Origin of the sequence: Streptomyces sp. NBC_01478 (assembly GCF_036227225.1) — a bacterium.
Taxonomy (GTDB): domain Bacteria; phylum Actinomycetota; class Actinomycetes; order Streptomycetales; family Streptomycetaceae; genus Streptomyces.
In genome coordinates this window covers 9387291-9400997 of the sequence record NZ_CP109444.1, presented here as the reverse complement: position 1 = coordinate 9400997, position 13707 = coordinate 9387291, and the positions used below count along the sequence as shown (strand labels likewise).

General features: G+C 70.7%; 9 protein-coding genes and 1 pseudogene. 8 read left to right on the top strand and 2 right to left on the bottom strand.

The features are described 5' to 3' along the window. Positions 1 to 12: 12 nt before the first annotated feature. Positions 13 to 1158 (bottom strand): FHA domain-containing protein, encoded by a 1146-nt coding sequence (locus tag OG223_RS42085; protein ID WP_329260819.1) that lies wholly within the window; start codon positions 1156 to 1158, stop codon positions 13 to 15. A 201-nt stretch (positions 1159 to 1359) separates the two neighbouring features. On the opposite strand from OG223_RS42085, the gene OG223_RS42080 reads away from it, so the two are divergent. Continuing rightward, positions 1360 to 3135 (top strand): serine/threonine-protein kinase, encoded by a 1776-nt coding sequence (locus tag OG223_RS42080; RefSeq protein WP_443073866.1) that lies wholly within the window; start codon positions 1360 to 1362, stop codon positions 3133 to 3135. Positions 3136 to 3171: 36 nt separating this feature from the next. Here the strand turns inward: OG223_RS42080 and OG223_RS42075 are convergent. Beyond that, positions 3172 to 3444 (bottom strand): annotated as a pseudogene (locus tag OG223_RS42075) (macro domain-containing protein); the annotation flags it as partial. 1069 nt (positions 3445 to 4513) lie between these two features. Between OG223_RS42075 and OG223_RS42070 the strand changes: the two are divergent. Genes OG223_RS42070 through OG223_RS42040 form a run of 7 tightly spaced genes read left to right on the top strand, consistent with a single transcriptional unit; the run spans position 4514 to position 13549 of the window. Next, positions 4514 to 5692, top strand: coding sequence for an MFS transporter (locus OG223_RS42070; protein ID WP_329265760.1), 1179 nt, complete (start codon positions 4514 to 4516; stop codon positions 5690 to 5692). Positions 5693 to 5703: 11 nt separating this feature from the next. Further along, positions 5704 to 6267 carry a hemerythrin domain-containing protein gene (locus tag OG223_RS42065; protein ID WP_329260813.1) on the top strand — a complete coding sequence of 188 codons (564 nt, stop codon included), beginning with the start codon at positions 5704 to 5706 and terminating at the stop codon, positions 6265 to 6267. Continuing rightward, entirely contained in the window at positions 6261 to 10001 is a 3741-nt protein-coding gene (locus OG223_RS42060; RefSeq protein WP_405911008.1) for a nitrate reductase subunit alpha, read from the top strand. Before OG223_RS42065 ends, OG223_RS42060 begins: the two co-directional genes overlap by 7 nt. Then, positions 10001 to 11755 carry a nitrate reductase subunit beta gene (narH, locus tag OG223_RS42055; RefSeq protein WP_329260811.1) on the top strand — a complete coding sequence of 585 codons (1755 nt, stop codon included), beginning with the start codon at positions 10001 to 10003 and terminating at the stop codon, positions 11753 to 11755. Before OG223_RS42060 ends, narH begins: the two co-directional genes overlap by 1 nt. Further along, on the top strand, positions 11752 to 12438 hold the full coding sequence (gene narJ, locus OG223_RS42050; RefSeq protein WP_329260809.1) for a nitrate reductase molybdenum cofactor assembly chaperone: 687 nt from the start codon (positions 11752 to 11754) through the stop codon (positions 12436 to 12438). Before narH ends, narJ begins: the two co-directional genes overlap by 4 nt. Then, positions 12435 to 13172 carry a respiratory nitrate reductase subunit gamma gene (gene narI / locus OG223_RS42045; protein WP_329260806.1) on the top strand — a complete coding sequence of 246 codons (738 nt, stop codon included), beginning with the start codon at positions 12435 to 12437 and terminating at the stop codon, positions 13170 to 13172. The genes narJ and narI overlap by 4 nt, the downstream gene beginning before the upstream one ends. After that, the gene (locus tag OG223_RS42040; protein WP_329260804.1) at positions 13172 to 13549 is read left to right on the top strand and encodes a cupin domain-containing protein; all 378 of its coding nucleotides are present in this window, start codon (positions 13172 to 13174) and stop codon (positions 13547 to 13549) included. The genes narI and OG223_RS42040 overlap by 1 nt, the downstream gene beginning before the upstream one ends. The last annotated feature ends 158 nt before the right edge of the window (positions 13550 to 13707 follow it).

Sequence of the window (13707 nt, the reverse complement as noted above, 5' to 3'; positions counted from 1 at the left end):
TCCCCTTTGCGGTCAGACCCGTCGCGTGGGTGCCGCCGCAGTGGGCGGTACGGCGGTCCCGCCGGCCTCCGTGCGCCAGGCGTCGGCGAGTTCGGCGGGGAAACGCCGGCCGCTGCGGGTGAGGACGACACCGGGGGCGAGTTCGACCTCGTCGCCGGGCCGGAAGGACCGGTCGGCCCCCGGCGGCAGCGTCTCCCAAGGACCATGCACGCCTCTACGGCCGGCTCCGCGCATCCGCGTCCCGTAGGTGCTGACATCACGGACCAGGACCGTCCCGCCGCGCGCGGAGAGCGCCACATGCCGACGGCTGACCTGCGCGGCGACCTCCGGCGACAGCAGACGGTGCAGGGCGATGCCCTCGGGTCCCGGCAGCCGTCCGACATGCGCCTCGGAACCCTCGTCGAGGGTGTAACGGGCCACGCAGACACGGTTGATGACGACCTTGAGCTGGGCGGCGGCGGGCCTCGGCCCCTCGTCGGCCAGCGGGGCGCCGTGCAGTTCGCAGGTGGGGACCCCGCGCCGGATGCGCGGCAGCAGGACGCGGACACCCCTGCGGACGTCGTACAGCGTGCAACGGGGTTCCGGGCAGCGCCAGTTGCGCATGATGACCTGGGTCAGCGGGGTGCGGGACGGGCCGAGCAGGCCCTGCTTCTTGAGGGCCGCGAGTTCCATGCGGTAGGAGATCTCGGCCTCCGTGCGCACGCCCATGTCCATGGCCACGAGGGCGACCGAACCGTCGGGGCGGGGCTCGGGTCTGAGGAACTGCCAGGTGTTCCCCTGGATCCACGGGTGTTCGACGCGATGGTCGACGTACTGGTCCCCGGTGACGACCCGGGTGCCGGTCATCCTCGCCAGGTCCAGGATCCGCTCGTCCGCGTCGTCCACCTCCTCGACCAGCCCCTCGGCGACCCACCGGCGCAGCCGCCGGACCTCGGCCGGATCGCCGAACTCCCGGTGCCCGCCCAGCAGACTGGTGTCGGCGACCAGGTAGACGGAGACGTCGGGGTCCCCGGTGAGTTCCGTCAACGCCCGCAGGACGAGCCCGAGTCGGCGCAGCGAGCGCGGTCCCCGGGGGCCGATGGAGGTCTGGCGTACGACGTTGGAGAGTTCCAGCAGATAGTCGGCGCCCTCCGCCGAAGGGGACAGATGTTGTTCCATGCACGCCTCACCGTCCGACGGAACCGTCAACTGCCCTGATTCTCCCCGAACTTCGCCCTGTTTCCCCGATCTCCTCGGACACTTCCGGATGACCGGGTTGCACCGGTACGATCACTCGCCAGGCGAGGGGGGCCGATCATCTTGAACAACGCTGGACACGCTGACCACTTGAGACCGTTGGGCCCGGACGACCCACGGGACGTGGCCGGTTACCGGCTGCTCGCCCGGATCGGCGAGGGCGGCATGGGTTCCGTCTATCTCTCGCGCACCCGCGGCAACCAGCCGGTCGCCCTCAAGGTGATCCGCCGGGAGTACGCCCAGGACGAGGAGTTCCGCCGCCGCTTCGAGCAGGAGGCGAGCTCCGCACGCCGGGTGCAGGGCTACCACATCGTCCCGGTCGTCGACCACGACACCACCGGACCACAGCCCTGGCTCGCCACCGTCTACGTCCCCGGCCTCGCCCTGGACCGGGTCCTCGCTGTGCACGGGACGCTCCCGCTGCCCACGGTGCTCCAGTTGACCGGCTGTGCGGCGGAGGCGCTGCAGGCCGTGCACAAGGCCGGTGTCATCCACCGGGACATGAAGCCGAGCAACGTCCTCGTCGGCTCCGACGGCCCCTGGATCATCGACTTCGGCATCGCGCGGGCCGCCGACGCGACCCAGCTCACCCGCAGCGGCGGGCTCATCGGCACCCCGCAGTTCATGTCGCCGGAGCACGCGAACGGCCAGGAACAGACCCCGGCCGCCGACGTCTTCTCCCTCGGCCTGATCGCCGCCGTGGCCGCGACCGGCCGCCACCCGTACGGCGACTCGGGGGCCATCACCCTGGCCACGAAGATCGCCAACACCGAGTTCCGCCCACCGGACTTGACGTCCTACCCCGAGCCGCTGCGCACGGTCCTGGAACGCACCCTGACCGCCGACCCGGCCGCCCGCCCGACCCCGGCCGAACTGGCCGACCTGTGCCAGGAGTTGGCGGGGCGCTCATTGCGGGACTTCACCGACTGGCTGCCTGCGGCGGTCGCGGCGGACATCGCCCGGCAGGAGCAACTTGCCGGTGAGCAGGGGGAATTGGGGGCGCCGGGGGCTGACGCGAGCCTCGCGAGTGCCTCGACGGGCGCGGGTGCGGCCGGCGCGACGACCGTGCCGCCTGGTGGCGGGACTGGGAGCGGCGGGGCCGATGGTGCCGTGGGGCCCAACTCCCCGGCGCCCGGCGGATATACGCCCACCCACGTACCGGAGCCGGGGCCCGGCGAGCCGACGCAGCACGCCCCAGGACGGCAGTCGCGGCCCCCGTCCGCCCCGACACGACAGCCGCAGCCCCCGTCCGCCCCGGCGCCCTCGGCTGCGGCACCGCCCCGCAAGCGGACCCCGCTGGTCGTCGGCGCCGCCGCGCTCGCCGTCGTGGTCGTAGCCGCCGCGGCCTGGGTCCTCACCCGCGACGACGACAAGGACAAGGACACCGCCGCGCAGGGAAGCGGCGGAAAGACCACCTCGTCGCCCAGCACGGGCACCAGCACGAGCGCGAGCGCGACGCCGAGCGGGTACACCACGGTCTTCAAGGCCAAACCGCTCACCCTGCGCGCGCAGTTCACGACCGGCCGCAGCTCGTACACCAACGTCGACCTGGACGCACCGCAGATCGACACCCACGCCTCCAGTTCGACGACCGGGGCCGAGCTGCAGTACGCCGAGTGGGGCACCGCCCACACCCTGAACCTCGTGACGACCGCGGGCAAGAGCGCGGGCCTCACGCCGGAACAGTGCGCCGCGGGCGCGGCGGCGAACGCGCTGCCCTCCCAACTCGCCGACGCCGACCAGGCCAAGGAACTGACCAAGGGCACGCTGCTGTGCACCGTCACCGACGAGAAGAACCTGGCGCTGCTCGAAATAAAGGACGTCGTCGTCCAGAAGGACGCCTCCGGCATCGCGGCCCGCGACTACGTCACCGAGCTGACCCTCTGGAAGACGCCCTGACGGACGGCGAGTTGAGCACCCGCTCCCGGACCGCCCTCAGCGCACGTGCCGCCCGAACGCCTCGTACGCCGCCTCGTCGAAGAGCACGAACGTGACCTCCTCGACCGTCGAGGGCGTGGCCCGCACCGTCTCGACGGCGATCCGTGCCGCGTCGTCCATCGGCCAGCCGTAGATACCGGCGGACACGGCGGGGAACGCGACCGTACGCGCGCCGAGTTCGTCGGCGACCCGCAGCGACTCCCGGTAGCAGGAGGCGAGTTGCTCCGAGCGGTCCTCCTCGCGGGAGTGCACGGGTCCCACGGTGTCAACGGTTTACCCAGCCCGCCGCGGCGCCACGCAGCAACCGACCGTCAGGACCTCCGAGTCGGGGTTGAGGCACCAACTGCCTGGAATCCCTTGCCTTATCCGGGCGCGCAGCCGTTTGAACCCTTCCGGTGCATCTGAACGACGAACGCGGGCTTCAACCGACCGCCCAAGGGTTCCACCCAGTATTACCGGGGCCAGGGCCCGCGCAGCGCTTCGAGCGCCGCCGGGATCGACGGCCGCTGCCCCGGCCCACGGCGCCACCCCGGGCGCCACCCCGATCCCGGCCCGGAACAACGCCAGCTGCGACTCGTACTCCTCCACCTGGTACACGACGGTGGCGCGAGCGCCGAACGTCTCCATGAGCCGCCGGCGGCGGCGCAAGGACCTCCCGTCACCCGCCCTTCTCGAAGCCCCAGGTCGACAGTCCGGGACTTGCACGTCTTGTTCAAACTCCCCGAAGGCCCCGGTATCAGGCCGTGCGGGATCCGGGCCAACACACCGGACCGCCGCAGGTCCTCATTCCCCGGAGCACACTGCTGTCCTCTGTCCACGAGATGGGGCCAGGCTCAGGCCGGACGCCCTGGACCTCGGCGGCATACTGCCAGTTGACACGGATGCATCGGTGGCGTTCTCCGGCCGCCCGACGCCTCCCCCGCGGCCATCGGTTCCGTTCCCCTCCTGCAGCCCTGCTCGCTGTGCAGCGCTCCGAGCGTGTGTGCGCCGTGGGGCAGCACAGACAGGTGTCTGCTCCACCTTTCCCTCCTCACGCAGCCGTGCCCGTGATTCCGCCGCACTCCTGTAACCGCGCGATGAGAGGCCCCACGATGGCGCCCCGGCACATGTACCCCACCCGGCGCCGGAGATGAGGACCAACGGCCCCTGTCGTGGGAGCCGGCCCCTGGCGATTCTGGCGGAGACGGCCCGGTCCGGGCACCACGGCCACAGGACACGCGACGCGACTGTCTGCGGGCACACATGAGGAGCCGAGAAGACCATGCCGACGACGCCCCGCTCCCCGAAGCCGGAACCCCCAGCAGGAAGGCCCCCGACGGCCGGTCGGCGGCGGCAGCTGATGCTGGCGCTTGCCACCATCGGGTTCGCGGTGAACTTCTGGGCCTGGGCGCTGCTGAGCCCACTCGGCCCGCGATTCAAGGACAGCCTGCAACTGAGCGCGTTCCAGCAGGCGTTGCTGGTCGCCGTACCGGTGGTGGTGGGCTCGCTGGGCCGCATACCGATAGGCGCGCTGACGGACCGGTTCGGTGGCCGGGTGATGTTCCCGCTGGTCTCGGCGGCGACCATCGTCCCCGTCCTGTACCTGGGGCTGGCCGGGCACTCCTCCCTGAACCAGTTGCTGGTGGGCGGGTTCTTTCTCGGTATCGGCGGCACCGCGTTCGCGGTGGGGGTGCCCTTCGTCAGCGCCTGGTTTCCGCCCGGGCGCAGGGGGCTCGCGATCGGTGTCTTCGGTGCCGGCATGGGCGGCACCGCCATCAGCGCCCTGACCACGGTGAACCTGGTCAAGTCGCACGGTGTGGCGACCCCGTTCGTCGTGACCGCGATCGTGCTGGCCTGCTATGCGGCGCTGGCCGCGGTCCTGCTGCGCGACGCTCCGGGCAGGACCGTACCGCCCGGGACCATGGCGGGCCGGCTCGCCGCCACCGTCAGACTCCGTGTCACCTGGCAGGCATCCGCGCTGTACGCGGTCGCGTTCGGCGGATACGTCGCCTTCTCCGTCTATCTGCCCACCTACCTCAAGTCGGGGTACGGCCTGGCACAGGCCGACGCGGCCAACCGGATGGCCGGGTTCGTCCTGCTGGCGGTGGTGATGCGGCCGGTCGGCGGCTGGTTGTCCGACCGGCTGGGCCCCACCCGCGTGCTGGCCGTGGCACTCGCCGTGGTCACGCTGAGTGCGGCCGTTCAGTCCTTCGCCCCGCCGCTGGCCCCGCTGGGCACCATCACCTTCCTGACGATCGCCGCCGCGCTCGGCGCGGGCAGCGGTGCCACCTTCGCCCTCGTCGCCCTGCTCGCCCCGGCCGGCAAGGTCGGCGCCGTCACCGGCGTCGTCGGCGCGGCCGGAGGGCTGGGCGGTTTCGTCCCACCTCTGCTGATGGGTTCCCTCTACGGCGCCTACGGCACCTACGCATTCGGGCTGGCCCTGCTCGCCCTGATCGCCGCCACCGCCCTGGCATTCACCGCGACCGCCGTCCGCGAGGCCGTCACCCGCGACACCCCGACGGCACCCAACCCGGCCTGAGACGAGTCACCATGTGTGAGTACTGCGGCTGCCAGGCATTACCCGAGATCGCCGAACTGACCCGCGAACACGACCTGGTCGTCAATCTCATCGGGGACATCCGCACCGCGCACCGCGACGCGGACGTACCCCGGATGGCGTGGATCGCGCGCCGCGTCTCCGCCGTACTCGTGCCGCACACGGCGGTGGAGGAGCAAGGTCTCTTCCCGCCGCTGGCGAAGGAGTTCCCCGACGGCATGGCGGCGCTTCGGGCCGAGCACCGGCACGTCGAGGCCGTCCTCGACGAGGCCGCCGCGGGCGTCCCGGCCGACCCCGCCTGGCCCCGGCGGCTCCTGGACACCCTGGATCTGCTGCGGGACCACATCCTCAAGGAACAGGACGGTGTGTTCCCCGCCGCCCTGGCCGTGCTGAGCACCGAGGACTGGGAGGCCATGGACGCGGTCCGCTCCCGCGTCGGAGCGATGAGCACGGATTTCGCCACAACGGGGTTCGCCACAGAAGCCGGTATCGACACCGATCAGCACGCCGGATCACAGCAGGACGGGCCGCTGGCGCCCGGGAAGGCGGCATCGTGAGCCGAGGAACCCCAGGAACCGACCCCCAGGCACGCCAACCAGCCGGTCTGGACGGAGAGTTGGCGGACGCACTGGTGAGCACCCGCCGGTTCTTCACCCGAGCCGAGGTCTCCCCCGACCACCGCACCCTGTACAAGATCGGTGGCCGCAAGGCCGACGACTTCTACCGGGACCGTTGGAGCCACGACAAGGTGGTGCGCTCCACGCACGGGGTGAACTGCACCGGCTCGTGTTCGTGGAAGGTGTACGTCAAGGACGGGATCATCACCTGGGAGTCCCAGCAGACCGACTACCCCACGGTCGGCCCGGACAGCCCGGAGTACGAGCCGCGCGGCTGCCCGCGCGGGGCCGCGTTCTCCTGGTACACCTACTCGCCCACCCGCGTCCGCTACCCCTACGTCCGTGGAGTGCTCCTGGAGATGTACCGGGAGGCCCGGGCCCGGCTCGGTGACCCGGTGCTGGCGTGGGCGGACGTCGTCTCCGACCCGGAGCGGTCCCGGCGCTACAAGTCGGCGCGCGGCAAGGGCGGCCTGGTACGGGCGAGTTGGGACGAGGCGAGCGAGATGATCGCCGCCGCCCATGTGCACACCATCAAGGAGTACGGTCCCGACCGGCTGGCCGGGTTCTCGCCGATACCGGCCATGTCGATGGTCTCCCATGCCGCAGGGGCGCGCTTCTACTCGCTGCTCGGCGGGGTGATGCTGTCGTTCTACGACTGGTACGCCGACCTGCCGGTCGCCTCCCCGCAGGTCTTCGGAGACCAGACGGACGTACCGGAGTCCGGCGACTGGTGGGACGCCGGCTATCTGATCATGTGGGGCTCGAACCTGCCGGTCACCCGCACCCCGGACGCGCACTGGATGGCGGAGGCCCGCTACCGGGGGCAGAAGGTGATCGCGGTCGCCCCTGACTACGCGGACAACGTGAAGTTCGCCGACGAGTGGCTGCCCGCCGCGCCGGGCACCGACGGGGCGCTGGCGATGTCGATGGGGCATGTGATCCTCAAGGAGTTCTTCGTCGACCGCCAGGTCGGCTACTTCACCGACTACGTGAAGCGGTACACCGACCTGCCCTTCCTGGTCACCCTCGAAGAACGCGGCACCGGGGCGGACGTGACGTACGCCCCGGGGAAGTTCCTGACCGCGGCCGACCTGGGCGGTACGGCGGCCGAGGCGGAGAACGCGGAGTTCAGGACCGTCCTCCTCGACGCCGCCACCGGCGATCCCGTCGTCCCGAACGGTTCGCTCGGCCACCGCTACGGCGAGTCCGGCGCCGGGAAGTGGAACCTCGACCTCGGCGACACCGACCCGCTGTTGACCGCCGCAGGTGGCGGCGAGGACGCGGTGACGGTGGAGCTGACCCGGTTCGACACCCCGGACGGGACCGCCGGACAACTGCGCCGGGGTGTCCCCGTCCGCCGGGTCGCCGGGCAGTTGGTGACCACGGTGTTCGACCTGCTGCTCGCCCAGTACGGCGTGGCCCGCGACGGGCTGCCGGGCATCTGGCCGACCGGCTACGACGACCCCGACCAGCCCTACACCCCGGCCTGGCAGGCGGCCATCACCGGGGTGGCCGGTGAGACGGCGGCCCGCATCGCGCGCGAGTTCGCCACCAACGCCGAGGAGTCCAAGGGCCGCTCCATGATCATCATGGGGGCGGGAACCAACCACTGGTTCCACTCCGACACCATCTACCGCTCCTTCCTCACCCTGACGACCCTGACCGGCTGCCAGGGCGTCAACGGCGGCGGCTGGGCGCACTACGTGGGCCAGGAGAAGGTCCGCCCGATCACCGGCTACTCGGCGATCGCGACGGCCGCCGACTGGCACCGGCCCGCCCGGCAGATGATCCAGACCGCGTACTGGTACCTGCACACCGACCAGTTCCGCTACGACCCCTTCAGTGCCGACACCCTCGCCGCCGCGGGCGCGGGCGGCACGTTCGCGGGGAAGAGCACCGCCGATGTCATCGCGGCCTCGGCCCGGATGGGCTGGATGCCCTCCTACCCGACCTTCGACCGCAACCCGCTCACCCTGGCGACGGACGCCGAAGCCGCCGGGCAGCAGGTGCCGGAGTACGTCGTCGACCAACTCAAGTCCGGGCAGCTGAGGTTCGCGGGCGAGGACCCGGACGCGCCGGAGAACTTCCCCCGAGTGCTGACCATCTGGCGGGCCAACCTGCTCGGCTCCTCCGCCAAGGGCAACGAGTACTTCCTCAAGCACCTGCTCGGCACCGACTCCGCCGTACGCGCCACCGAGGCGCCGCCCGGCGCCCGCCCGCGCGATGTGGTCTGGCGCGACGAGGCACCGGTCGGCAAGCTCGACCTGCTGCTCACCCTGGACTTCCGGATGACCAGCACCACCGTCTACTCCGACATCGTGCTGCCGGCCGCCACCTGGTACGAGAAGCACGACCTCAACACCACGGACATGCACCCGTTCGTGAACTCCTTCAACCCGGCCATCCCGCCGCCGTGGCAGACCCGCACCGACTGGGACGCCTTCAACACCATCGCGGCGGCGTTCAGCCGTCTCGCCGAAGGGCGGCTCGGCACCGAGAAGGACGTGGTGGCAGCGCCGTTGCTGCACGACACCCCCGACGCGATGGCCAACCCGCACGGCCGCGTACGGGACTGGAAGGCCGGCGAGTGCGAGCCGGTCCCCGGCCGGACCATGCCGAAGCTGGTGGTGGTCGAGCGGGACTACCCGGCCGTCGCCGACCGGATGACCGCCCTCGGCCCGCTCCTGGACACCCTGGGCGCCACCACCAAGGGCGTCACCTTCGACGTACGGCAGGAGCTGGAGTACCTGCGGCACAAGAACGGCACCGTACGCGGCGGCCCTGCCGACGGCCGCCCGTCGATCGCCCGGGACGTACAGGTCTGCGAAGCGATCCTGGCCCTCTCCGGAACCACCAACGGACACCTGGCCACCCAGGGGTTCCGCACCCTGGAGACCCGTACCGGCGTCGAGTTGGCCGACCTGGCCGCCGAGGCCGAGGGCAAGCGGGTCACCTTCGCCGACACCCAGGCGGGCCCCGTCCCGGTCATCACCTCGCCCGAATGGTCGGGGACGGAGTCCGGCGGGCGCCGCTACTCGCCGTTCACCATCAACGTCGAACGCCTCAAGCCCTGGCACACCTTGACGGGCCGTCAGCACTTCTTCATCGACCACGACTGGATCGCCGAACTCGGCGAGTGGATGCCCGTCTACCGGCCGCCGCTCAACATGCACGCCCTCTTCGACGAGCCAGAGGTCGGCGACCAGGGCGAACTCGGCATCACCGTGCGCTACTTGACCCCGCACAACAAGTGGTCCATCCACTCCGAGTACCAGGACAACCTCTTCATGCTCTCGCTCTCCCGGGGCGGACCGACCATCTGGATGAGCAAGGAGGACGCGGCGAAGATCGGCGTGCACGACAACGACTGGATCGAGGCTGTCAACCGCAACGGCATCGTCGCCGCCCGCGCGGTCGTCTCGCACCGTATGCCGGAAGGCACCGTCTACATGCACCACGCGCAGGACCGGCTCATCGACGTCCCCCGCACCGAGACCAACGGGCGGCGCGGCGGCGTCCACAACTCGCTGACCCGGCTACTGGTCAAGCCGAGCCATCTCATCGGCGGCTACGCCCAGTTGACGTACGCCTTCAACTACCTGGGCCCGACCGGCAACCAGCGCGACGAGGTCACCGTCATCCGCCGCCGCACCGACCAGGAGGTGACGTACTGATGGCCCCCACAGCCGCGACGCCCCCGACCGCAGCGCCCGGCCGTCGGGTCATGGCCCAGATGGCGATGGTGATGAACCTCGACAAGTGCATCGGCTGCCACACCTGCTCGGTCACCTGCAAACAGGCGTGGACCAACCGCCCCGGCGTCGAGTACGTGTGGTTCAACAACGTCGAGACCCGCCCCGGGCAGGGCTACCCGCGCCGCTACGAGGACCAGGAAAAGTGGCGCGGCGGCTGGGACCTCAACAAGCGCGGGAATCTCAAACTGAAGGGCGGCGGCCGGTTCAAGAAGCTGATCAACATCTTCTCCAACCCCACACTGCCCTCGCTCGACGACTACTACCAGCCCTGGACGTACGACTACGAGACGCTGACCAACGCGCCGCTCCAGGAACACACCCCGGTCGCCCGCCCCAAGTCCCTGATCACCGGCAAGGACATGAAGATCACCTGGTCGGCCAACTGGGACGACAACCTGGGCGGTTCGGCCGACCACGGCGACAAGGACGTCCTCCTCGCGGGCATCGCCGAGAAGGTCAAGTTCGAGTTCGAGCAGACCTTCATGTTCTATCTGCCGCGCATCTGCGAGCACTGCCTCAACCCGTCCTGCGTCGCCTCCTGCCCCTCCGGCGCGATCTACAAGCGCTCCGAGGACGGCATCGTCCTGGTCGACCAGGACCGCTGCCGGGGCTGGCGGATGTGCGTGTCCGGGTGCCCGTACAAGAAGATCTACTTCAACCACCGCACCGGCAAGGCCGAGAAGTGCACCTTCTGCTTCCCGCGCATCGAGGTCGGCCAGCCCACCGTCTGCGCCGAGACCTGCGTGGGACGGCTCCGCTACATCGGCCTGGTCCTCTACGACCCCGACCAGGTACTCGAAGCCGCCTCCACCACCGACGACACCGACCTCTACGAGGCGCAGCGGCAGGTCTTCCTCGACCCCGACGACCCGCAGGTGGCCGCCGACGCGGAGCGGTCCGGCATCTCACGGGACTGGATGGAGGCCGCCCGGCGCTCCCCGGTCCACGCCCTGATCAACACGTACAAGGTCGCCCTGCCGCTACACCCGGAGTACCGCACGCTGCCCATGGTCTGGTACATCCCGCCGCTGTCCCCCGTGGTGGACGTGGTCCGCGACACCGGCTACGACGCCGAGGACCGCGGCAACCTGTTCGCCGCGATCGACGCCCTGCGCATCCCCGTGGACTACCTCGCCCAACTGTTCACCGCCGGCGATCCGGCCCCCGTCGACGCCGTACTGCGGCGGCTGGCCGCCATGCGCAGCTACATGCGCGACATCAACCTCGGCCGCGAACCCGACGCGACCATCCCCGCCGCCGTGGGAATGACCGAGGAGCAGATGTACGACATGTTCCGGCTCCTGGCGCTGGCCAAGTACGAGGACAGATACGTCATCCCGCCCGCGCACGCCGAACAGGCGCACAGTCTGGAGGAGTTGGCCACCGAGTGCAGCCTCGACTTCGAGGACGGCCCCGGCATGGGAGGCTCCGGTCCTTTCGGCGGGGCGTCCGGAGCTCCGGCCCCGATCGCCGTGGAGAACTTCCACCTGTTGCGCGACCGCCAGAGAGCCGATGCCGTGGACACCCCCGCGGCCCCCGGCGACAAGTCCACCCGGCTCAACCTCCTCAACTGGGACGGCAACGGCCGCCCCCAGGGCCTGTTCCCCCGCCCCTCCGGCAACGGGGACGGGGAAGCACCGAACACGAACGCCGAGAGCGAGCCGCGTCCATGACCCCCACGAGCAAGCGCGGAGCAGCTGCCCGCGAAGGCACCGCCCGGCACGCCGCCGCCTGGCAGGCCCAGTCCCTCCTCCTCGGCTATCCCGACGAGCGGCTCCTCGAACGGGTGCGGCTCGTACGAGCCGTCACCGACACGCTGCCCGACCGTGTCGCCAAGCCCCTGCGCCGATTCCTCGGGCACCTCGACCGTACGCCCGCCACCGACCTGGCGGCGGACTACGTCGCCACCTTCGACCACCGCAAACGCAACTGCCTGTTCCTGACGTACTACGCCCACGGCGACACCCGCAATCGCGGCGCCGCGCTGCTGCGCCTCAAGCAGACCTACGCCGCGGCCGGACTGCGGCTGACCGACGACGAACTGCCCGACCATCTCTGCGTCGTCCTGGAGTTCGCCGCCACCGGCGACCCCGAAGCAGGCCGGCGCCTCCTCACCGAGCACCGGGCAGGACTGGAGCTGTTGCGTCTGGCACTGCGCGACGCGCGCTCCGCGTGGGCCGATGTCCTGGACTCCGTATCGGCGACCCTGCCCCCGCTGGCCGGTGACGAGCGCGAGGCCGTCGCCAGGCTCGCCGCCCAGGGACCGCCCGAGGAACAGGTCGGTCTCGCGCCGTTCGCGCCACCGCCCAGTGGTGAGTTCGGAGCCATGCCGGCCCCGACTGGAGGTCGGTCATGACCCCGGACGCGGACGCGCTCGACGTCGTGCTGTGGGTCGCCCTGCCGTACATCGCGCTGACCCTGTTCGGCGTCGGCCATGTCTGGCGCTACCGCTACGACAAGTTCGGCTGGACCACCCGCTCCAGCCAGCTGTACGAGAGCCGACTGCTGCGCATCGGCAGCCCGCTGTTCCACTTCGGGGTCCTGGCGGTGGTGCTGGGCCACATCGGCGGACTGGTGATCCCGAAGGACTGGACCGGAGCCATCGGCGTCAGCGAGCACGCCTACCACCTCATGGCCACCGCGCTTGGAACCGTCGCCGGCGTCGCCACCCTGGCCGGACTGGCGATCCTCGTCTACCGGCGGCGTACGGTCGGCTCGGTGTTCAGCGCCACCACCCGCAACGACAAGCTCATGTACGTCATGCTCACCCTGACGCTGGCACTGGGGCTGTCCGCCACCGTGGTCAGCAACATCATCGGCGGGGGATACGACTACCGCACGACCATCTCGCCCTGGTTCCGGTCGGTCTTCTACCTGCACCCCGACCCCGCGCTGATGGCCGGTGCGCCACTGCTGTTCCGGCTGCACGCGCTCAGTGCCCTGCTGCTGTTCGGCGTCTGGCCGTTCACCCGGCTGGTGCACATGCTCACCGCACCGCTCGGCTACCTCACCCGCCCGTACATCGTCTATCGCAGCCGGGACGCGCAGTTGGGCTCCCGCGCACCCCGGCGCGGATGGGAACGTACCTGATGAGCACCCACCACAACGGTCCTGCCCGGCCTCCCGAGACTCATCTGTCCACCGGTGAGGTCACCAATCTGCCGGCCATGGGAGAACGGTTGCTCGCCGACGCCAGGTCCGCGACCTCCGGGAGGGCGGCACGAACCGTCGTCGCCCTTCCGGGACTTCGCGTCACCCTGATCGCGCTCGCGTCGGGTTCCGAACTCGCCGAGCACGCGGCCCCGGGCGCCGCCACCCTCACCTGTCTGACCGGCGAGGTGACACTCAACACCGCCGACCGCACGTGGCCCCTCAGCCAGGGTGACATCATCGCTATTCCCGACCAACGGCACAGCCTGACCGCCGAGACCGACGCGGCGGTACTTCTCACCGTCCGGCCGGCATGAACACCGGCGGAGAAGATCTCGTGTATCCGCACATCCCCTCCATGCGCCCTGAAGCGCTGTAGACCACGATCGACACGGGAGGCGGGGACCGGCGGCCGCACCGTACCCGGTCCCGGTCAAGGGCGCGGAGTGTCCCGCTCGAAACCGGCACGTTCGAC